Annotated in this window: 23 protein-coding genes; 9 read left to right on the top strand and 14 right to left on the bottom strand. The window is 71.4% G+C overall.

The genetic code is table 11. The features are described 5' to 3' along the window. Window positions 1–43: 43 nt before the first annotated feature. The 5 genes from ACA511_RS04205 to ACA511_RS04185 form a co-directional block, all read right to left on the bottom strand. A complete protein-coding gene (locus tag ACA511_RS04205; protein ID WP_375022695.1) occupies window positions 44–799 on the bottom strand; it encodes an ATP-binding protein in 756 nt (251 codons plus the stop codon). 347 nt (window positions 800–1,146) lie between these two features. Then, window positions 1,147–1,344, bottom strand: coding sequence for a DUF397 domain-containing protein (locus tag ACA511_RS04200; protein WP_375022694.1), 198 nt, complete (start codon window positions 1,342–1,344; stop codon window positions 1,147–1,149). Between the two features lie 5 nt (window positions 1,345–1,349). Next, on the bottom strand, window positions 1,350–2,189 hold the full coding sequence (locus ACA511_RS04195; protein ID WP_375022693.1) for a helix-turn-helix domain-containing protein: 840 nt from the start codon (window positions 2,187–2,189) through the stop codon (window positions 1,350–1,352). A gap of 125 nt (window positions 2,190–2,314) precedes the next feature. Further along, a complete protein-coding gene (locus tag ACA511_RS04190; RefSeq protein ID WP_375022692.1) occupies window positions 2,315–2,530 on the bottom strand; it encodes a DUF397 domain-containing protein in 216 nt (71 codons plus the stop codon). After that, a complete protein-coding gene (locus ACA511_RS04185) occupies window positions 2,530–3,357 on the bottom strand; it encodes an SAM-dependent methyltransferase (RefSeq protein ID WP_375022691.1) in 828 nt (275 codons plus the stop codon). Before ACA511_RS04185 ends, ACA511_RS04190 begins: the two co-directional genes overlap by 1 nt. A gap of 169 nt (window positions 3,358–3,526) precedes the next feature. Between ACA511_RS04185 and ACA511_RS04180 the strand changes: the two genes are divergently transcribed. Beyond that, complete coding sequence (locus tag ACA511_RS04180) at window positions 3,527–4,354, top strand: MBL fold metallo-hydrolase (protein ID WP_375022690.1); 828 nt, start codon at window positions 3,527–3,529, stop codon at window positions 4,352–4,354. Here ACA511_RS04180 and ACA511_RS04175 read toward each other — a convergent pair. Beyond that, a complete protein-coding gene (locus tag ACA511_RS04175; RefSeq protein WP_375022689.1) occupies window positions 4,345–4,602 on the bottom strand; it encodes a hypothetical protein in 258 nt (85 codons plus the stop codon). The genes ACA511_RS04180 and ACA511_RS04175 overlap by 10 nt on opposite strands. 137 nt (window positions 4,603–4,739) lie before the next feature. Between ACA511_RS04175 and ACA511_RS04170 the strand changes: the two genes are divergently transcribed. Continuing rightward, the gene (locus ACA511_RS04170; protein WP_375022688.1) at window positions 4,740–6,131 is read left to right on the top strand and encodes a rhodanese-like domain-containing protein; all 1,392 of its coding nucleotides are present in this window, start codon (window positions 4,740–4,742) and stop codon (window positions 6,129–6,131) included. A 70-nt stretch (window positions 6,132–6,201) separates the two neighbouring features. Here ACA511_RS04170 and ACA511_RS04165 read toward each other — a convergent pair whose 3' ends face one another. After that, window positions 6,202–6,765, bottom strand: coding sequence for a hypothetical protein (locus ACA511_RS04165; RefSeq protein ID WP_375024676.1), 564 nt, complete (start codon window positions 6,763–6,765; stop codon window positions 6,202–6,204). Window positions 6,766–6,992: 227 nt separating this feature from the next. On the opposite strand from ACA511_RS04165, the gene ACA511_RS04160 reads away from it, so the two are divergent. After that, the gene (locus ACA511_RS04160) at window positions 6,993–7,829 is read left to right on the top strand and encodes an SAM-dependent methyltransferase (RefSeq protein WP_375022687.1); all 837 of its coding nucleotides are present in this window, start codon (window positions 6,993–6,995) and stop codon (window positions 7,827–7,829) included. A 123-nt stretch (window positions 7,830–7,952) separates the two neighbouring features. Further along, window positions 7,953–8,375 (top strand): MmcQ/YjbR family DNA-binding protein, encoded by a 423-nt coding sequence (locus ACA511_RS04155; RefSeq protein ID WP_375022686.1) that lies wholly within the window; start codon window positions 7,953–7,955, stop codon window positions 8,373–8,375. Between the two features lie 29 nt (window positions 8,376–8,404). Here ACA511_RS04155 and ACA511_RS04150 read toward each other — a convergent pair whose 3' ends face one another. The 3 genes from ACA511_RS04150 to ACA511_RS04140 form a co-directional block, all read right to left on the bottom strand. Further along, complete coding sequence (locus ACA511_RS04150; protein ID WP_375022685.1) at window positions 8,405–8,860, bottom strand: STAS domain-containing protein; 456 nt, start codon at window positions 8,858–8,860, stop codon at window positions 8,405–8,407. A 134-nt stretch (window positions 8,861–8,994) separates the two neighbouring features. Then, window positions 8,995–9,690 carry a GAF domain-containing protein gene (locus ACA511_RS04145; RefSeq protein WP_375022684.1) on the bottom strand — a complete coding sequence of 232 codons (696 nt, stop codon included), beginning with the start codon at window positions 9,688–9,690 and terminating at the stop codon, window positions 8,995–8,997. Between the two features lie 52 nt (window positions 9,691–9,742). Next, a complete protein-coding gene (locus ACA511_RS04140; protein WP_375022683.1) occupies window positions 9,743–10,312 on the bottom strand; it encodes a GAF domain-containing protein in 570 nt (189 codons plus the stop codon). A gap of 237 nt (window positions 10,313–10,549) precedes the next feature. Between ACA511_RS04140 and ACA511_RS04135 the strand changes: the two genes are divergently transcribed. From ACA511_RS04135 to ACA511_RS04125, 3 genes are read left to right on the top strand one after another with little or no spacing between them, the layout of a single operon-like run. Beyond that, complete coding sequence (locus tag ACA511_RS04135) at window positions 10,550–11,977, top strand: DUF1990 family protein (protein ID WP_375022682.1); 1,428 nt, start codon at window positions 10,550–10,552, stop codon at window positions 11,975–11,977. Further along, window positions 11,974–12,645, top strand: a complete 672-nt coding sequence (locus ACA511_RS04130; RefSeq protein ID WP_375022681.1) for a DUF1990 family protein — start codon at window positions 11,974–11,976, stop codon at window positions 12,643–12,645. The genes ACA511_RS04135 and ACA511_RS04130 overlap by 4 nt, the downstream gene beginning before the upstream one ends. A gap of 27 nt (window positions 12,646–12,672) precedes the next feature. After that, window positions 12,673–13,434, top strand: a complete 762-nt coding sequence (locus ACA511_RS04125; protein ID WP_375022680.1) for an SDR family oxidoreductase — start codon at window positions 12,673–12,675, stop codon at window positions 13,432–13,434. Between the two features lie 10 nt (window positions 13,435–13,444). Here the strand turns inward: ACA511_RS04125 and ACA511_RS04120 are convergent, their stop codons facing one another. Both ACA511_RS04120 and ACA511_RS04115 read right to left on the bottom strand, forming a co-directional pair. Beyond that, window positions 13,445–15,448: a glycoside hydrolase family 97 protein gene (locus ACA511_RS04120; protein WP_375022679.1), complete on the bottom strand. Its 2,004-nt coding sequence runs from the start codon at window positions 15,446–15,448 to the stop codon at window positions 13,445–13,447. 89 nt (window positions 15,449–15,537) lie between these two features. Then, window positions 15,538–16,872: a cytochrome P450 gene (locus ACA511_RS04115; protein WP_375022678.1), complete on the bottom strand. Its 1,335-nt coding sequence runs from the start codon at window positions 16,870–16,872 to the stop codon at window positions 15,538–15,540. Window positions 16,873–16,988: 116 nt separating this feature from the next. Between ACA511_RS04115 and ACA511_RS04110 the strand changes: the two genes are divergently transcribed. Then, complete coding sequence (locus ACA511_RS04110) at window positions 16,989–17,642, top strand: TetR/AcrR family transcriptional regulator (protein WP_375022677.1); 654 nt, start codon at window positions 16,989–16,991, stop codon at window positions 17,640–17,642. A gap of 222 nt (window positions 17,643–17,864) precedes the next feature. Beyond that, window positions 17,865–18,122, top strand: a complete 258-nt coding sequence (locus ACA511_RS04105) for a DUF397 domain-containing protein (protein WP_375022676.1) — start codon at window positions 17,865–17,867, stop codon at window positions 18,120–18,122. A 61-nt stretch (window positions 18,123–18,183) separates the two neighbouring features. Here the strand turns inward: ACA511_RS04105 and ACA511_RS04100 are convergent, their stop codons facing one another. Both ACA511_RS04100 and ACA511_RS04095 read right to left on the bottom strand, forming a co-directional pair. Continuing rightward, window positions 18,184–18,582: a cupin domain-containing protein gene (locus ACA511_RS04100; RefSeq protein ID WP_375022675.1), complete on the bottom strand. Its 399-nt coding sequence runs from the start codon at window positions 18,580–18,582 to the stop codon at window positions 18,184–18,186. Between the two features lie 155 nt (window positions 18,583–18,737). Then, window positions 18,738–19,754, bottom strand: coding sequence for a nitronate monooxygenase (locus ACA511_RS04095; RefSeq protein WP_375022674.1), 1,017 nt, complete (start codon window positions 19,752–19,754; stop codon window positions 18,738–18,740). Between the last annotated feature and the right edge of the window lie 18 nt (window positions 19,755–19,772).

Genomic DNA, 19,772 nt, shown 5'->3' with positions numbered 1-19,772 from the left:
ACCACGGGCCATGCGGCGGCCGCTCGCGTGGCCGGAACCGGCCTCAGTCGTTCATGCACTCCCACAGCCGGACGAGCTGCTCGCAGACCTCCGTGATGTCGGCGATCGGCATCTTGCCCGACTCCCCGGACCGGGAGCTCCAGCGGAACGTCGCCGACTCGCACCACACGGTCAGGTCGTCGTGCCCGGACAGGACGGAGACGCCGAGTTCGTCGATCGGGGTGAGTTCGGCTATGCCGCGCTGGACGAGCAGGCCGTGCAGGTCTTTCGCGGCGTGCGGCTCGTCCATCCGCCAGGTGTGCCGGAGCCGGCGCGCGGTGCGCGGGAGGGGCAGCGCGAACCACGTCGCCTTCCCCCGGACGGCCGGCGACCGCAGCCGGGAGCGGGACGGATGGTGCCCCCACCGCCCCTGCGTCAGCAGTTCGATGATCTCCAGCCCGCGGCCGTGTTCGGGCATCGGCCCGGTCGGCGTCTGCGGGCGCCACGCCCGGAGCGTGTCGAACGCCTTGACGACCAGCTCGTCGCGGCCGCGGCCGTCGGTGCGCTGGTAGACCCACAGCTCCGGCGCGGCCCCGTCTCCGCCGGGCAGCGCGTGCTGGAGGACGTTCGTGGCCAGTTCGCTGACCATGAGGGTGACGTCGTCGACGTCCTGGACGGAGAGCCCGAGTGCGGGGAGCAGTCCCGTGACGTGGGCGCGCGCAACCCGGGCGATCGAGTCGTCGGTGGGCAGCGGCAGGGCCGCGCAACCGCCGTTCTCCAGCCTCCACGGAATCCCGCACGTCGCTGCGGCCTTCGTCATGACGCCCACCTCGGGGGTTACGGAGACAGTCGCAAATCAGACATTCGCGACCTGAATCTCGATGGTTCGCGAGTCGCTATGTGTGATTCACAGTTCCAAGCTTCGCACATTTCTGGCCTTCCGGAGCAATAGATCGCAAGGATCATGCGCGGGGTGTTGAGACGTTCACCAAATACGGGCGAAAGCTACCAAAACACTCTTCCTCCAGGTATAAGGAACGTGTACCGGCGGACCCGGTACGCCCGTCGCCGGCCGCTGTAGCGTGGACGGCGCCTGAGAGAGGGCCGCACACATGAAGGATCCCCCAGGGATGCAGCCCTGGGGGATCCTGTGTGCGGCCCGGTCGGTCAGCGGTCGTAGCCGCCGGCCCGCACGTCTTCGAGGAACGCGGCGAAGACGGACCGGGGCACCACGTGCGCCCCGGCCTCCGGCGTCCTGCTGTCCCGCAGCCCGGTGGCCGTCTCGAGGTCGGCGACCTCGACGCATCCGCCGTTGCTGCTCGCGCTCGCGGTGGCCTTGAACCAGCGTGCCTGAGAGAGGTCCATAAGTCTTACTCCAGCTTCGCGATGAGTGACTCCAGGTGAGCCGCGGTGTGGGCGGCGCTCAGCGCCGCCGCGCGGATCTCTTCGAAGATCTCGCCATACGCCTCCACTTTGCTCGCGTCGTCGATCTCCTGGATGTCCGCGTCGTTCTCGAGGAAGACCATGCACGGCTCGTCGCCGGGGAACTCGAAGATGTTGACCAGCGTCGACATGCCGGGGTGCAGGCCGTCCGACAGGCGCAGCAGCCGCAGCTCGACGTTCGGCCGCGCGGACATGGTCAGCAGGTGGCGCAGCTGCGCGCGGCGGTCGCCGGGGTCGCCCCACTCGTACATCAGGGACGCCTCGGTGATCAGCGCGGACAGCCTCGGCGCGCCGTCGTCGCGTTCGAGGATCTGCTGCCGCCGCAGCCGGGCGCGCAGCGCCTGCTCCCGCCATTCGGGCGTCTGCTGCCCGGTCGACAGCAGCGCCTGCATGTACGGCAGCGTCTGCAGCAGCCCCGGCAGCACCAGCGGCATGACCACCCGGATGCTGGACGCGTCCCCCTCATAGCCGGGGAACTCGTTGTGGAACACGTCCGGGTAGTCACGCCACCAGGCCCGCTGCCGGGCGCGCGTCGCGAGTACCTCGAGCTCGTCGAGGTCGCTGCCCTCGTAGATGCGCGCCAGGTCGCGGATGTCACTGAGTTCGGGTCGAACCCAGTTGTTGGCCTCGAACCGGCCGACCTTGCCCCGTCCCCAGTTCAGCCGGTCGCAGACCTGATTGGCCGTGTATCCCGTCCCGACGCGCAGCTCTCGCAAGCGGCGCGCCAGCCCCCGTTTGGCAATGGTGGCGCCGTACGCCTCGCTCATCGGCACCACCTCCCTTGACATACGGCCGGCATCAGCATACGCCTTCCGAATTTGTGAATCACAGATTTGGCCGGATCAGGAAGCACCTCACGACTTCCGTCAGATGGAGCGGACATGGGACGGCCTCACGACGCGGCCCGGTCGAACTCACCCTTCCGCACGCCGTCCAGGAAGCAGGCCCATTCGTGCTCGTCGAACACGGAGATCAGGGCCCCGGACGTGCGCAAAAGCGTCCATTCCCCGACAAACGCGACTTCGATGCCGCCCTCGTCGTTCCCCGAGCGCCGCCAGTCGAGGGTGTCCGGGTCGACGCCCAATTCCGCCGCGGTCGGCTTCGTCATCATGGCTTCCTCGCCACAGCGGCATAGCCGAGACGTGAGCCATCACTGTTCGCCTCGTCAGGGTCTTCGGCGCCCCACACGCCGAGGTGGCACAGCTCCGCGGGCGCCCCCTTGTACGGCGGGACGATCTCCAGGCCGGTGAAGTACCGCTCGATGTCCGCGCGGGGCCGGGGGTAGGCGCCCCGGGACGACGACTTGGCGTACACCGCCGTGACCTCGTCGAGCTCCTCGCTGACCTGCCGGTCGCTGCTGATCGCGGACAGCGCCACGTAGCTGCCCGGCGCGAGCCTGCCGACGTACCGCTGGACGACGCCCCACGGGTCGTCCTCGTCCGACACGAAGTGCGTCACCGTCACCAGCAGCAGCGCCACCGGCTGCGTGAAGTCGATCATCGCCTGGGTCTCGTCGTGCCCGAGCAGGCCCTCGGGGTCGCGGAAGTCGGCCGTGATGAACGCCGTCCCCGCCACCCCCTCCAGCAGGGCCTTCGCGTGGATCCCGACCAGCGGGTCGTTGTCGACGTACAGGATCCGCGCGTCGGGCGCGACCTTCTGCACCGCGTCGTGCGTGTTGTTGCCGGTCGGCAGGCCGGCGCCGACGTCGATGAACTGCCGGACGCCCTGCTCGGCCAGCCACCGCACCGAACGCTGCAGGAACCCGCGGTTCGCCCACGCCGCGTCCTCCAGGTCGGGCATGTGCGCGCGGACCGTCTTCACGGCCTCGCGGTCGACCTCGTAGTTGGCCGAGCCGCCGAGGATGTAGTCGTACATTCGAGCCGGGCTGGGGACCGTGCTGTCCACCCCGGGAGGGGCCTGCTCGATGTCGCTCACCGTTTTTCGCCTCCATCGCCGCAACTTGTGATGCACGAATTATGAGGCAATCTCCCCACTTGGGCGATGCTCGGGCGGCGAACGGCATCCGTCCGGCACGGCGGGGTTCGGCGGCGTTCCGCCGGGCATCACGGGGCGAACAATGGGGACGAGAAGGGGGGAATCGAGCATGAAGACCCTGCCTGACCTCGCACTACGCCAGCTCACGATGCAGTTCGTCGGGAATGCGACATCGCTGCTGCGGTGCGGGCCGTTCACGCTGCTGACCGACCCCAACTTCCTGCACCGCGGGCAGCGCGCCTATCTCGGGTTCGGGCTCTCCTCCAAACGGCTGACCGAGCCCGCGCTGCGCATCGAAGAACTGCCGCGCCTGGACGCCGTCGTCCTGTCCCACCTGCACGGCGACCACTGGGACCGGGTCGCCCGCGCGAAGCTCGACCGCGGCCTGCCGATCGTCACCACGCCGCACGCGGCGCGCCGGCTCCAGGGCTGGCACCGGTTCCGGCACGCGGTCGGGCTGCGCTCCTGGGAGTCGCACACCCTGGTGAAGGACGGGGCGCTGCTGCGCATCACCGCGCTGCCCGGACGCCACGCGCCCGGCCCCGCCCGCTTCCTGCTGCCCCCGGTGATGGGCAGCCTCCTGGAGTTCGGCCCGGCCACCGGCGAGGTGCAGTACCGCCTCTACATCACCGGCGACACGCTGATGTTCGACGGCATCCACCAGATCGCCCGCCGTACCCGGGACATCGATCTCGCCATCCTCCACTTGGGCGGCACCAAGTTGCCCGGCGGCCTCATCGTCACGATGGACGCCAAGCAGGGTGCCGACCTGTTCGAGGCGATCCGTCCTGGACGTGCGGTGCCGGTCCACTACAACGACTACGGCGTGCTCAGCTCGCCGCTGGACGACTTCCGCCGCGAAATGGAACTCCGGGGCTTCGCCTCCCAGGCGACCTATGTCGAGCCGGGACAGACCCACACCTTCACTCAAGCCTGACGTCCGCCCTCGACCCGCTTGCGCATGGCGCGGGCCATGCGCAATGGGAAGAGGCCCACGAGCGGGGCACGCCGTCCCAGATCGTCGGTGTTCTTCTTGTCGAAGGCCCGCGCATAGCGCTGTGCGCGGGCGGCGGTGTCGTACTCCTTCGAGCCTCCGGCACCGCATCCGCGCACGCACGACCAGCGCATCGTCGTCCCGTCGGCGGTGAAGCGGTGGTCATGGCCGAAGAACCGGCAGGTCGGCATTGTCACGATTCCGCGTTCGCGTCGTCGGCCTCGGGCGGCCGCGCCGGCTCTCCGCTATACCCCGGGGGGTATAGTGCGAGGTGCGCCGGGAAGGGAAGGAACGGCGCGCACACCGGTCCGTATTGGAGTGGGTCAAGATGAGGAACGACGGAGTCCAGGTCGAGGTGGTGGAGACCTCCTCCCTCGGCGACCGCAGCTATCTCGCCCATGACGGGCGGGTCGCGCTGGTCGTCGATCCGCAGCGCGACATCGACCGCTTCCTCGCGCTGGCGGGACGGCTCGGCGTCCGCATCACGCATGTCGCCGAGACCCACCTGCACAACGACTACGTGTCGGGCGGGCTGGCGCTGGCCCAGGCGACCGGCGCGTCCTACCTGTTCGCCGCCGCGGACGAGGTCGGCTTCGACCGGGTGGGCGTGGCCGACGGGGACGAGATCGCCGTCTCCGTGACGTTGCGGATCCGGGCGGTGGCCACTCCGGGGCACACCTTCCACCACCTGTCGTACGTCCTGTCCGGGCCGGACGGTCCCGAGGGGGTGTTCACCGGCGGGTCGCTGCTGTTCGGCACCACGGGGCGCACCGACCTGCTCGGCCCCGAGCACGCCCACGCGCTCGCCCGCCACCAGCACGCCTCGGCGCGGCGCCTGGCCGACCTCCTCCCCGGCGGCGCGCACATCTGGCCCACGCACGGCTTCGGGAGCTTCTGCTCGGCGAGCCAGTCGGACGCGTCCGCCTCGACCATCGGCGACGAGCGGCGCACCAACCCGGCGCTCCGCCTGGAAGCCGACGGCTTCGTCGCCGAGACCCTGGCCGGGCTCGACGCCTACCCCGCGTACTACGCGCACATGGGCGCCCGCAACACCGGCGGCGCCGGCCTGATCGACCTCACGCCGGCCGAGGCCGCCGACCCCGGCCAGTTGCGCGACCGCCTCGCCGCCGGGGAATGGGTGGTGGACCTCCGCTCACGCAAGGCGTTCGCCCAGCGGCACCTGGCCGGGACGCTGAGCTTCGGCGTGGACGGGAAACTGTCGACCTGGCTCGGCTGGATGGCCGAATGGGGAGCGCCCCTGACGCTGCTGGGCGAGACCCCCGGTCAGTTGGCGGAGGCGCAGCGTGAACTGGCGCGAATCGGCATCGATCGTCCTGCGGCGTCCGCGACCGGCACGCCGGAGGAGTGGGCTGGCGGCGACCCGTCCCGGCTGGACGAGACGGACGTCGCCGCGTTCGCCGACCTCGCCGCCGCCCGCGCCGGACGTCCCCCGCGAAACCTCCCCGCACCGGACGTCGTGCTCGACGTCCGCATGGGAAACGAATGGGAGGACGGCCGCATCGACGGCGCCGTCCACGTCCCGCTGCCCGAACTCCCGCACCGGCTGGACGACGTGCCGGACGGGACGGTCTGGGTGCATTGCAGCACCGGCTACCGGGCCGCCGCTGCGAGCAGCCTCCTCCAGCGCGCCGGACGCCGGGTCGTGCACATCGACGACGACTACCCCGAAGCCCGCGCCGCCGGCCTCACCGACGACTGACCGGCCCTGAAAGCCCGGCCCAGAAGGGGGAAGGGCGCCCGCCGCGGCGGACGCCCTTCGGGGTGCTAGGTCACTTGAGGATGGGGAGGCGCTTGACCAGGGGGAGGTTGCCCCACCAGCGGCCGAGGCCCAGGGTGTCGCCGGCGCTGACGAGAGCCAGCCCGACGATCAGCAGTGCGTAGATCAGGTGGTCGTCCATGAACAGGTTGTTCTCCGGAGGCAGCACCGCCGCCCACATCAGCACCAGCAGCGCCACGCCGCCCGCGGCGGCGATCCGCATCCCGATGCCGAGGATCAGCGCCGCGCCGATCCCCGCCAGCCCGATCATGAACAGCCAGTCCGCCCACGCCGCACCGGCCAGGTCGTTGTAGAACCCCGCCATCGGGCCCTTGGGCGCGTGCGCCAGGAACCCCTCGGTCGGGCTCCCGCCGTCCAGCCAGCTTTTGCCCGCCGGCGTGGCGTGGCCCAGCCCGAACAGCTTGTCCACGAATGCCCACGCGAACACCCAGCCCAGCGCCAGCCGGGCCGCTGCCCAGATGTAGCGGGCGGCGGGCGTCTCGGTCAGCGGCCGCGGAGCCGCCACCCGGATCAGAGTGCCGCGCCGCGCCTGCGTCTTGTGCTCGGAGACCGCCATCGCCGTCTCACCTTCCGTCACATCGCCGGTTCTTCCTTCACCCCCTACTCAACTCCGGTCCGGCGTCCGGCCGTAGATCCGTTCGGTCCGGTTTCACCGGGCCCAAAGTCCTCGGACCGGACGCCTCGCACGCCCGAAAACCCCGTCCCCACGGGACTTCCGGCCCTATCCCGGGCGCTTTCGGTTTCCTCCGGCCGTGCGCACCGGAAGTGGTTAATCTCGGGCGTATGACCGATACCTCCGCCCCGGACGAGGCCGCCGGCGCGTCGCAGCGGCCACCGACCGTGGACTCCTCCGTGCCGCACACGGCCCGGGTCTGGAACTACTGGCTGGGCGGCAAGGACAACTACATCGTCGACCGCGAACTCGGCGACCGGATCCAGGCGGTCATCCCCGACATCGTCGCCTCGGCCCGCGCCGACCGGCAGTTCCTCGGACGGGCGGTCACCCACCTCACCGGCGAGACCGGCATACGCCAGTTCCTCGACCTCGGGACCGGGCTGCCCACCGCCGGGAACACCCACGAGGTCGCCCAGGGCATCGCGTCCGAGGCCCGCATCGTCTACGTCGACAACGACCCGCTGGTGCTCACGCACGCCCAGGCCCTGCTGACCTCCACCCCGGATGGCGCCACCGACTACATCGAGGCGGACGCCCGCGACGTCGAGAAGATCCTTGAGCGGGCCGCGGCGACGCTGGACTTCACCCGGCCGGTCGCGATCATGATGCTCGGCGTCCTGAACTTCATCACCGGCGAGGACGAGGCGCACCGGATCGTCGACCGGCTGCTCGGCGCCGTCCCGCCCGGCAGCCACCTGGCGATCGCCCACCCGACCGGGGAGGTCGACGGGGAGGCCGCCCAGCAGGCGGTCGACATGAGCAACCAGGCCGGGGTCGCGCCCATGCGCCTGCGCAGCCGCGCGGAACTGGAGCGCTTCTTCGACGGCATGGAGATCCTTGAGCCGGGTGTCGTCTCCTGCTCCCAGTGGCGTCCGGCCGTCAGCGACGCGAGCCGTCCGCCGAAGCCCGTCTACCAGTTCTGCGGCCTGGCCAGAAAGCCCTGATCCCGGACGGCGGCCGGGGGGGCGGGCCCGGCCGCTAGGTTGTCATTTCGAGCCGAAGCCTGACGCGCGCCCGCCGGACGCGAACGGTCCGAACCGTCCGACCCGGCTGATACGCCTTCCAGTGTGAGCGTCGAACTGTTCCTGGAGGTCGCGCACGGCCTCCCCGAGGTGGCCGAGAACGAGTCGTTCGGGGGCATGACCAGCTTCCGGGTGCGGGGCAAGAGCTTCGGCTACCTCAACGAGGCCGAGGAGACCGCCATGCTCAAGGCCACCCGCGACGAGCAGGCCGCGCTCGTCGCCGAGGCCCCGGACGTCTTCTCCCCGTCCTGGGCCAGCGGCCGCTTCGCCTGGGTGAACGTGAACCTGCGGGAGGTCGACGCGGACGAACTGGCCGAGCTGACCACCGAAGCCTGGCGCCTCTCGGCCCCCAAACGCCTCGCCGCAGCGCAGGGGTTCGGCGGCCAGGAAGACAGCGGCCAGGGGTTCAGCGGGCAGGGGTTCAGCGGGCAGGGGTTCAGCGGGCAGGGATCCGGCGCGGACCGCTGACCGGCGGCGTCGCCGGTCAGCGGGGGTTCTCAGCGGGCGGGGCGGCGGTGCGCTCCCAGCGGTCCGCAGGGTTCGGCGGCGTCCGCCTCGGTGATGTGCAGGCGGGTGTGGAGACCGGTGATGTGCAGGACGCGCAGCACCCGCGGATGCGGATGGTGCAGCCGCAGCCGGCCGCCGCGTCCGGACATCGCCTTGTGCGCCCACACGATCGCGGCCAGGCCGCTGGAGTCGGCGAAGCTCAGCCGGGAGAGGTCCAGCACCAGCCGGTGCGGATCATGGGCGGCGATCACGGCTCCGATGTGCCGGCGCAGGTCTCCGGAGCCGGCCACGTCGAGTTCGCCGCTCAGCCGCAGTTCCACGGTCGTCCCGTCGGGGTGCGCGTCGACGGTCAGCAGCAGCGCGCCGTTCGCGCAGGTGACGGTGCTTTCGGTGGTCGGGGGAAGGGCGGGTCGAGCGCCGTGCGGGCGCTTGTCTGCCAGGGTCACAGAGCCTCCATGAGCTGTGTGGATTCTCCGGAACCGGGCAGGGGCAGGGGCCGGACCGAGATGGAGTGGACAACGAATGCGGGGTCGGATGGATGTCGGCGGGGGGCGGGCCGGGGCGGCGCCGCGGGGTGCGGCTAGGCGATGCCGTCCTGGAGGATCTCGGCGGCCAGGTCGGCGACGCGGCGGCGGCTGTCGCGGGCCTGCTTGCGCAGCCGGTTGAACGCCGAGACGGCGTCCAGCCCGTAGGTGGCCATCAGGTAGCCGATGGCTCGTTCGATGACCACCCGGTAGTCCAGGGCGTACTGCAACTGGGAAACGGTGGCGCTGTGCTCGCGGGACGACAGCGCGGCCGCGAGGAGTTCCCCGATCAGGCCGGCGTAGGCGCGCAACGCCGTGATGTCGGAGTCGTCCCACCCGTACGGCTCGGAGCGGTAGACGTTCAAGGTGCCGACCGGGCTCCCGCCCAGCAGGAGCGGCACTCCGGCGACCGCCCGCACCCGCTCGTCCAGGACGTCCAGCAGTTGCGGCCAGCGGGGATCCGAGCGCACGTCCTTGGTCGTGACCGGGCGGCCCTTGACGTAGGTGTCGTAGCACGGCCCCTGGTCGGTGCTGGTCTGGGCCTCCTCCAGGGATCGTCCGACCTCGTCGGAGGCGGCCACGTACAGCAGCGCCTCGTCCTCGTCGATGAGCATGATGCCGGCGCCGTCGTAGCCGAACAGCCGGTCGACCGAGCTGACCACCCGCTGGAGGGCGCGGACCACGTCCGGCTCGTGCGCGGCCTTGCGCAGGTGGTCCAGGCTGAGATCCAGCGCTTCGTTATCGATATGCATCACGTGCTCCACATCCTTACGAGAGAACCATGGTCGGCGAGATGTGGAGGCACTACGGCCGACCGCGGTCGCCGGGTGCGGAATGCGCGGCGAGCCGGACCAGGAGGTCGGCGGCGGTGTCGGCGAGGTGCTCCCCGACCGCGATCTGCCCGCTCGTCCAGGTGCACGGCCTGCACTGGTAGAAGTTCAACGCCCCGACCACGTCGTCTTCGACATGGATCGGGATCGCCAGGACGGCCTTGACGGGCGCCGCGCTGCGCGCCAGCCGCGCGTATCCGGCCGCGCCGTGGCCGTCCAGGTCCGCGACGGCGACCGGGTGGTCGGCGAAGACGGCGTCGTGGGCCGGGCCCGCCTGCTCGTCCTGCTGGGCATACTCCAGTTTCAGTCCCTCTGCGGTGGACCCCCCGATCGCGCGCAGCCCGCTCGCCGCACCGGCCAGCATCAGCGCGACTCCGTCGACGCGGGAGATCGCCGCCATCGAGTGCAGTGCGCGGGACAACCTGCCGGCGATCAGCGAGGCGCGCTGGCCCTGCCCTGCCATGAGCGGGGCGCCGGACGTGCGATCTGGGGAGAGTGCCGGCGTGCGGTACGCCTCGGCACGGATGTCACGGTCGTTCGCCATTCTCGTCACCTCGGGCAGCATCGAATGCTGATCCGCGGACACAGGGCGGAACGTCTCAGCGTCATCGTACTCGGTCCACGGGCACAAACGTCCGTGCTCCGAGACACACCGGTCGCTCGGCATGCGCTTGGCCCCACGTCCGATGCCGGGGATTCAGGCTGGTCAGACCGGGTAGAGCGCGCCCCATGACCCCGGGGGATCGGGGTGACGACGACAGGGCGAATCGGGGGAGGCGCCGTGCGCGTTCGTTGGCGGCGCCGGGTGCGGTCGGCGCGCTGGCCGCCCGGCGTGGGGCTCGCGGCCTGGCGGTGGCTGCGGCACTCCCGCCGGGTGTCGCGGCGCCGGACCGACACCGCCGCGGCGGCGGCGGACATCGACCGGATCCCGCACCGCGGCGGCGACCGGGTGCAGGACGTGCGGCAGGGCGTCGGGCCCGTCTACCAGCGGCGTTACCGGGTCCGCATCACCGGCAGCCCGCTCACCCCGGCCGAGCTGATCACGCGGCTGGGCGACGATCTCAACGCCGCCTCGCCGGTGGAGGTCGCCGTCTTCGACAAGACCTCGGGGGCCTCCCGTCCGCTGGCGCGGGAGGACGAGTACGTCGTCCACATGCCGGGGCCGTGGAACTGCCCGGTCCGGGTGGTGGAGCGGACGGCGGAGTCGTTCCGGTTCGTGACGCTGCGCGGCCACCTGGAGGCCGGGGAGATCGAGTTCCGGGCGGCCGAGGCGGGGAACGGCGACCTCGTGTTCACGATCGAGTCCTGGGCGCGCAGCGGCGAGCGGCTGGCGCAGCTCCTCTACGAGAAGGTCGGCATCGCGAAGGAGATGCAGCTCCACATGTGGACGCATTTCTGCACCCGGGTCGCCGACCTGTCCGGCGGCCGGATGGCCGGCCCGGTGGAGACCCAGACCGAGCGGGCGGACGGACCCGTCCCCGGAGGCAAGCGGCCGGTCGCCCGCGCGGTCACCGCGGCGTTCGCCCGGACCTTCGCACTGGCGGCCCGCCTGCGCGACCGTCCCCTGCACCCCAGAGGGCTCGTGTTCGACGCCGCGCTCGTCCTGCACGGCACGTCCCGGTACTGGGGCGTCCCGCTCCTGGACGATCACACGGAACTGGTGGCCGAAGTGCGGCTCTCCCGCGCGGTGGGCCTCCCGCCCGCCCTGCCGGACATCCTCGGCCTGGCCATGCGCTGGCGGCAGCCGCCGGACGGCGACGCGGAACTGCTGCTGGCCACCACGGGCCGCACGCCGCTGGGCCGCCACCTGCTCCGGCCCGCGACCCGCTGGAGCCCGGCGTTCTACGGCTCCCTGCTCCCCTACCGGGCCGGCGACCGGCGGCTCCTGCTGGCCGCGGCCGCGCGGCGGAACCCGGCCGTGCCGGCCGACCTCACGGCGCTCGCACGGGCCGTGGACGAGTGGCCGCTGCCGCTGGACCTGCTGGTCGCCACCGAGTTCGGCGCGTGGGAGCGGTTCGGCGAACTGCGGCTCCTGGGCCCGGCGCGCGGCGACGACAGCGAACCCGGCCGTTTCGACCCCGCCCGGAATCCCATCCGGGGGCTGGCCCCCGCGGGGTGGTTCCAGCAGGTGCGGGGGCCGACCTACGCCGCCGTCCAGCAGGTCTCGGGCGCCGAGCGACGCCGCCGTCCGCGGAAGGCTCCCCCGTGAGGAGAAGCGCCCGCTTCCAGCGCCGGATGCGGCGGCTGCACGCCGGGCTGCACCGGCGTCCGCTGAACTTCGATCCGTCCCGGCACGACGTGAGCAGTCCGGAGGGCGGCTGGTACGTCGACGACTACCGGCAGCCGCTGCCGCCGGAGCCGCCCGGCCCGCCGGTCCCCGGCGGGAGCTGGGAGACGGCCTGCCGCCTCGTGCGGGACTACGAGTACGCCGATCCCGCGATCATCCAGGAGGTCTGCCGTTCGGGCCCTCCCGAGCCGGGCCGGGACATGCTGCTCGAAGGCCGGTTCTCCGGGCTGCGCTTCCACCTCGGGCTCCGCGTCGGGGGCGTCGTCGACGACGTCGTCGAGATCGGCGGCCGCCGCGCCCGCGTCTGGGGGTGGAACTACCGGACGCTGAAGGGGCATCTCGAACGCGGCCAGATGGACCAGGAAGTGCGCAAATGGCTCGACACCGGCGAGGTCGAGTTCCACATCCACGCCTTCTCGCAGCCGGCGGACGACCCGAACCCCGTCGTGCGCATCGGCTTCCTCCTCTTCGGCCGCCGCACCCAGCTCAGGTTCTACGACAACGCCTGCCGCCGCATGGAGCGCCTGACGACGTCCGCCCTGGCCGCGCAGCGCGGCTCCCCGAACGACCAGCCGACCTCGCAGCAATAGCCGACTTCCCGAGAACTTGGATGGGACATGACGACACCCGGCTCACCCGATGGACGTGATCTGCGGTTGCACGGCCAGACGGTCGTGCTCGTCGGCGGAAGTGCCGGCATCGGGCGGGAGACGGCCCGCCTGGCCCGCACCGAGGGCGCCGAGGTCGTCCTGACCGGCCGCGACCCCGGCCGGCTGCGGGACGCGGCGGCGGACGTCGGCGCGTCGGGCACGGCGGCGTTCGACGCGACCGATCCCGAGCGCCTCCGGCGGTTCTTCGCAGAACTGCCACGGGTCGACCACGTGATGGTGACGGCCGGGGGCAACTACTACGCGCGCTTGGCGGACCTGGACTTCGCGGAGGCGCAGCGCCAGGTCGACGAGCACCTGTGGCTGCCGATCCGTATCGCCCTCGCGGTGGCCGGACGGATGCCGGACGGCGGTTCGCTGGTGTTCATGGGCGGCACCGGCGCACGCCGTCCCGCCCTCGGGCTCGCGGTGTCGTCGCCGCTGACGGTGGCCCTGCCCGCGCTCACCGCCGTGCTGGCGCTGGAGGTGGCGCCGATCCGGGTCAACCTCATCGCCGCCGGATTCGTGGACACGCCGCTGTCGGCGCGCCTGCTCGGCGACCAGTTGGAGCAGCGCCGCGAGCAGCTGCGGGCCACCCTGCCGATCGGACGCGTCGTCCAGCCGGGCGATGTCGCGGCGCTGGCGGTGCATCTGATGACCAACACCGCGCTGACCGGCGGCACCTACGACATCGACGGCGGCCAGCAGGCCCTGCCGTCCCCCGGCGGATGACGATCGATTCTCAGGCGGCGGGACGGAAGCGCACCGCCTGGCCGCCGCTGCGCTGGAGGACGGCCGTGAAGACGTCGTCGCGGGTGACGGCGGAACGGCCGACGTCGAGCGCCGCCGGATCGTCCTTCCGCGCATCCGAATAGGACTCCGCGACCCACGTGCCCGCGCCGAGGAAGGAGAGCGGATACCGCACGGTCCGCGCCCGCTCGCCCGCCATCGCGCCGACATACCAGTCGGCGCCCGAGCGCCGCGCGACGACGAGATGGTCGCCGATATCGGCGGACAGCACCTTCGTCTCGTCCCAGGTGACCGGCACGTCCTCGATGAACTTCAGGCCCGGCGACTTCGCGTAGTGCTCGGGCAGGTCGGCGGCCATCTGGACGCCGGAGAAATAGGCGACGTAGTAGGCCAGTTGCTTGGCGGCCGTCGTGCGCACGCGCCGGCCGTTCTTTCGCGGGTCCCACAGGACGTCCATGATGCCGGGGGTGAAATCCATGGGGCCGGAGAGCATGCGGGTGAAAGGCAGGACGAGGGTGTGCTCCGGGGTGTCGCCATCGTCGTCGATGGCGTCCCATTCCTGGCCGCGCACGGCCTCCCGGGCGAGCGCGTTGGGAAACGTCCGGACCTCCCCGGTCGCGTGGACGCATTCGTGGCAGTCGACGTTGATGCGGTGCCGCGCGGCCTTTTCGAGGACGAGCCGGTAATGGTTGACCATCCGCTGGTCGTAGTGGTGGTGGCCGGGGACGTCCCCCACGTAACCGGTCTTGAGGTAGCGGATCCCGAGGCTCTCGTACAGCGTGAAAGCGGCGTCGATCTGCTTCGCGTAACCGTCGACCCCGGCGCCGGTCTCGTTGTGCGCGATGAATTCGACACCTTTGCTCTTGCCGTAGGCGACGACTTCGGCGAGGTCGAAGTCGGACGTGGCCTTCGTGAAGTCCTGGTCGGCCCAGGACCCTTCCCAGCCCCGGTTCCAGCCTTCGGCGAGCAGCCCGTGAATGCCGTGCGCGGCGGCGAAGTCGATGTACTGCTTAGCGCGCCGGGTTGTCGCGCCATGCCGCGGCCCGGCCTTCCACGTGGCCTGGCCGTGCTGGATCAGCCACCAGATGCCGACGTATTTGGCCGGCTTGATCCAGGACGTGTCTCCCCCGCAGATCGCGCACGGCGGATTGAGGTTCTCGGCCAGATGCGACTCGATCAGCCCGCCCGCCGTCCCCGCGATCGTCAGGACCCGCCACGGGGTGGCCCGCCCGGTGCGGGTGACGACCGCGGCCGTCCGTCCCGGCGTCGGCACCAGCGCGGCGCGCAGCCGCCCCCGCTCCGGCACCACGGTCATCGCCGCGTAGTCGTTCAGATCGGCCTCATGGATCGACAGATACGTCCCGGACGGATAGCGGAACGTCACCGGAGTGTTGGAGGCACCCATGGCGCCGTAGCCCGACGACCGCCACATGTTCTCGTCGGTGTCGAAGTCCCGTTCCGTCCACCACGCCTCCGGATTACCGGCGAGGGCGAACTCCGTCACCTCGTCCACGATCTCCAGCGACGGAAGGCCCGCCTGCCTCGGCACCTGATACCGGAAGGCCACGCCGTCGTCGTAGGCGCGGGCGACGACGCTGAAGATGCGCCCGTCCGCCTGCCGGAACTCGACGGTGAGCTCCCGGTAGTGGTCCCGCACCTGGGAGTCGGCGCCCCACAGCGGCCGCCAGGTCGTGTCACGGGAGGTGACGCGGCTGCCCGTGACCCGCACGTCGCCGCCGAGCACCGTCCCGTCCGCCAGCCTCAGCCCCAGCCCGGACGGCTGGACGAGCACAGATCCGCCCCGTCCGACGGAGTACCCGAGCCGTCCGCCGTCCACCGACAGCGTCAGCGAGAGGACGCCGTTGGGCGACCGCACGGTCGAGGCCCCCGGGTGGTGCGTGCCGACGGCCGCTTCCCCGCCGGCGAGCGCGCCGAGGGAGACGAAGGCCGCGACGGCGGCCCGCAGAACACGGGACCCGCACCACGTCCTTCGCACACAACGAATCTCGGCGCCCCGCCGCCCCACGTCAAGATCTCTTCCGCCCGGATCGGCGGTGTCCGGCTGAAGTCGGGGGGGACCGTCCGCTACGCGGAGGCGCGGGGACGGGCGGTGGGCGGGGTGAAGGTGCAGGGCAGGCGCTTGTAGCCGTTGATGAAGCCGGACATGAGCCGGTCGGGCTCACCCGCGGTGATGTCGGGCAGGCGGGTGAACAGCTCGCGGAACATCACCGTGATCTCGCGCCGGGCGAGGTTGGCGCCCAGGCAGAAGTGCGGGCCGGGGCCGCCGAACCCGACGTGCGGGTTGGGCGAGCGCAGGATGTCGAAGCGGTCGGGGTCGGTGAAGACCGCCTCGTCCCGGTTCGCGGACCAGTAGAACAGCGTCACCCTCTCGCCCTTGCGGTAGGTGTGGCCGTTCATCTCGTAGTCGCGGGTGACGTTGCGGCGCATGAAGATGACGGGGCTGCTGTAGCGGACGATCTCCTCGATCGCCCCGGCGATGCGCCCGTCGAAGTCCTCCAGCAGCAGTTCGCGCTGGTCGGGGTGCTCGGTGAACAGCTTCAGGCCGTGCGCGATCGCGTTGCGCGTGGTCTCGTTCCCGGCGACGACCAGCAGCAGGAAGAACGCGGCGAACTCGCGCGGGCTCAGCCGCTCGCCGTCGACGTTGGCGTTCACCAGCGCCGACGTCAGGTCGCCGGTCGGCGTGGCCCTGCGCTCCCGCCCGAGCTGGGAGGCCAGCCGGTGCAGCCGCCACCCGGCCGACGCGACGGTGCCCAGCATGCGGATCGTGGCGACCCGGCCCAGCTTCGCGGTTCCGCCGCTGTACTCGACGGTCGCGCCCACGTACTCGGGGTCGCTGTAGCCGACGATGATGTTGGTCAGCTCCACGACCCGGCGGTGATGCTGGACGGGAATGCCCAGCATGTCGCAGATGACCTCGACCGGCAGCCGCGCCGCGGCCTGGGACACGAAGTCGCCGCCGCCGGCCTCGATCAGCTCGTCCACGATCCGGGCGGCGCGCAGCGCGATGTCGTCCTCGGCCTTGGCGAGCATCTTCGGGCTGAACGCGCGGGACACGATCCGGCGGATCTTGGCGTGCCGCGGATCGTCCATGTCGATCATCGAGTTGAAGTACTTGTCCATCCAGCGCGGCATGTCGGCCGGGCTGGTGGCGCTGGGCTCGCTGCTGAACACCTCCGGATTGCGGCTGGCCTCCGCCACCTCGGCGTGGTGGGTCAGCGCCCAGGATCCCGGGCTCTGCGGGAGGAAGGGCAGCTTGGGCAGGGTCGAGAACACCGGCTCCGGCTGGGCGCGCAGCACCGCGAACGCCTCCGCCCGCTCGTGCAGGGGGCGGACCCAGAACCGCAGATCACTCAGGTCGATGTCCGCCGGCGTCAGCTGTCGGGGGGTCTCCGTGGCCACCGGACCTCACGCTCCCGTCTCGTCGCGCTTTCTGGTGAAGCATCACACCAGAAATTCTGGTGTTCAGCGTCCCCAGATCCGTGGGCGAAGTCAAGGGATGCGGCACAATCGGGACTGTGACGTCCGAGCCCGCTCCCGCGCGCCCGTACCGCGGCGTGCCCGCCGACCAGCGCCGCGCCCGCCGCCGCGCGGCGCTGCTGGCGGCCGGGCTGGAGTTGCTGGGCACGCAGGGGTGGGCCGCCGCGACCGTCCGGAAGGTGTGCGCCGAGGCCGGGCTCAACGACCGCTACTTCTACGAGAACTTCCCGGACCGGGACGCCCTGCTCCTCGCGATCATCGATGACCAGGTCGCCCAGGGCACCGACGTGATCCTGTCCGCCGCCCGCCGGGCCCCGCGCCACCCGCGCCCCCGCACCCGCGCCGTGGTGACCGCCATACTCGACTTCCTGACCGGCGACCCGCGCCGCGCCCACATCCTCACCCACGCGTTCCCCGCCTCGCCCCTGCTCCAGCGGCGGCGCATCGAGATCATCCGGACCATGGCCGCGATCTTCGCCGCCGAGACCCACGAGACCCTGGACCAGGTCCTCCTCCCCGACATCGACGTGGAGCTGACCGGCCTGACCCTCACGGCCGGCCTCTGGGAGCTGTTCACCACCTGGTTCCGCGGAGATCTCGGCATCGACCGCGACCACCTCATCGACTACACGGTCGCCCTGATCCTCAGCACCACCGAACTCGCCACCCCCCTCCACCACCACCTCCACTAACCCACGTCACGCCCACTCGCGCGCTGCGCATGTCGCCCAGCACGGTTCCCGCCGCACCTAGCGTCCGCATCGCCCACCAGGTGGTACGCCGCCCGCCACAAGGCCGTCGCCACGTCGAACATCCCGCACGCGGAGGCTCAACGTGTACCTCGCGAACCGGTAAGCCAACCGGAACCAATGCGCCCCATGACAGCCTCACCCGGCGCGTCCGACACTGGCTCCATGCCTCTGCAAAACCTCAACTGGCGCAAAGCAAGCCGCAGCGGCGAGAACGGCGGCGACTGCGTCGAACTTGCAGGCGTCCCCGACGCGCACTGGCATAAGAGCGCGCACAGTGGGCCCAACGGCGGCGAGTGCGTCGAACTGGCGGACGCGGCCGGTGCGGTGGTGGCGGTGCGGGACAGCAAGGACCCGGACGGGCGCGCCCTCCTGCTGACCCGCGCGGCCCTCCGCGCGGTCCTCCGCTCCCACGTCCGCTGACGCCTTCAGCGGTAGTGGCGGCGTCTCGGTGGGGTGTTCCAGGTGCTCGGCGAGGGCGGTGTCAGCGTGGGGGTGGGGTGGGGCCGAGGAATTCGACGCCGTAGCGGGCGGCGATCGCGGTGAGGTCGCTCATCGCGTCGCGGGGGTCGGCGTCGGGGGTGGCGATCGCCGCGCTCTCCTCGAAGAAGGTCTCGAAGCCACCCGGCAGGACGAGGCTCAAATGGCGGCCCCACTCCGAATGGACCTGGTAGCCGTGCGGCACATCGCGCGGCCCCCAGACCCAGGTGCCCGGAGACGCCGTGATCACATCGTCGCCGACGAAGACGCTGTACTCGCCCTCAAGGATGTAGAACGCCTCGTCCTCTTGGTGATGCACGTGCGGAGGGGGCGCGGCCCCTCCCGGACCGGCGACCTCGACGGCGCCCAGCGCGCCATCGGTGTCGGCCGTAGAGGTAAGCATCCGGATTGTCTGGTCGAAGAACCGGATAGGCATGATGCCTCCCGCCAAGGAGGTCGGTTCGGACGTCACGTCGTAGGTGCGACGGTATCCCTGCCGCTTCGCGGCTTCCAGAACGGCGGGGTCAGGTCTCGGTAAGCATCGCGTTCGAGCGCCCCTCAGGCTGGTGTGAGGCTGCGTACGAGTTCGGCGGCGGGGGCTTCGGTTGTTGTGTGGAAGGACTCGCCCGCCCACAGGTTGACGCCTTCCGGGTCGCCTTGCGCGGCGGACGCCTTGCGTAGGGGCGAGGTCACGTAGTGGACGTCGGGGTAAGCGGCGGGTGCGTGCGCCGAGTGTTCGGTGAGGAAACGGTTGACGAGGCCACGGGCGAGACGTCCGCTGAAGGCTCGGGTCATCGCGGTGGACGTGAAGCGGGGGTCCGCTAGGGCGGCCTTGTGGACGGCACTGGCGCCGCTCTCCGGGCACCGGACGAACGCCGTCCCAAGCTGGGCGGCCACCGCGCCGAGGGAGAGGACCCGGGCGACGTCCGAGGCCGAGGCGAGGCCGCCCGCCGCGATGAGGGGCTGCGAGGTCATCGCGCGCACGGCGTGGAGCAGGACGCGCAGCGGCAGCGGCTCGTCGGACGCGTTCGTGAACGAGCCCCGGTGCCCGCCCGCCTCGGAACCCTGGAGGCACAGGGCGTCGGCCGCGGCCGACTGGCGGGCCTCGTCCACGGACGTCACGGTGACGATCACGACCACGTCGCGGGCCTGGAACGCCTGGACGACGTCCGGCGGCGGGCACCCGAAGGTGAAGGACACGAACGGCGGCGGGTCGGCGAGGAGGTCGGCGATCTTCGCCTCGTACGCGTCGTCGCGGGCCGCGGGGCTGCCCGGGGAGACGCCGAGACGGGCGGCCTCCGATGCCAGTCGGTCGCGGTAGGCGTCGACGAGGACGGGGTCGATCTCGTCCCGTGACGGCATGAAGACGTTCATTCCGAACGGGCGGGACGTCAGCTTCCGGGTGGCGGCGATGTCCGCGCGCATGGCCTGCGGCGTCTTGTAGCCGGCGGCGAGGAACCCCAGGCCGCCCGCGTCCGAGACGGCGGCGGCCAGCTCGGGCGTCGACGGTCCGCCCGCCATCGGCGCCTGCACGATCGGAACGCCCGTCCACATCCCGCCGCCGCTCGACCTCATGATCCGCACCATAATCCG

The sequence above is a fragment of the Actinomadura sp. GTD37 genome, from assembly GCF_041951365.1.
In the GTDB taxonomy this organism is placed as follows: domain Bacteria; phylum Actinomycetota; class Actinomycetes; order Streptosporangiales; family Streptosporangiaceae; genus Spirillospora.
This window is presented reverse-complemented; position numbering and strand designations above follow the sequence as displayed.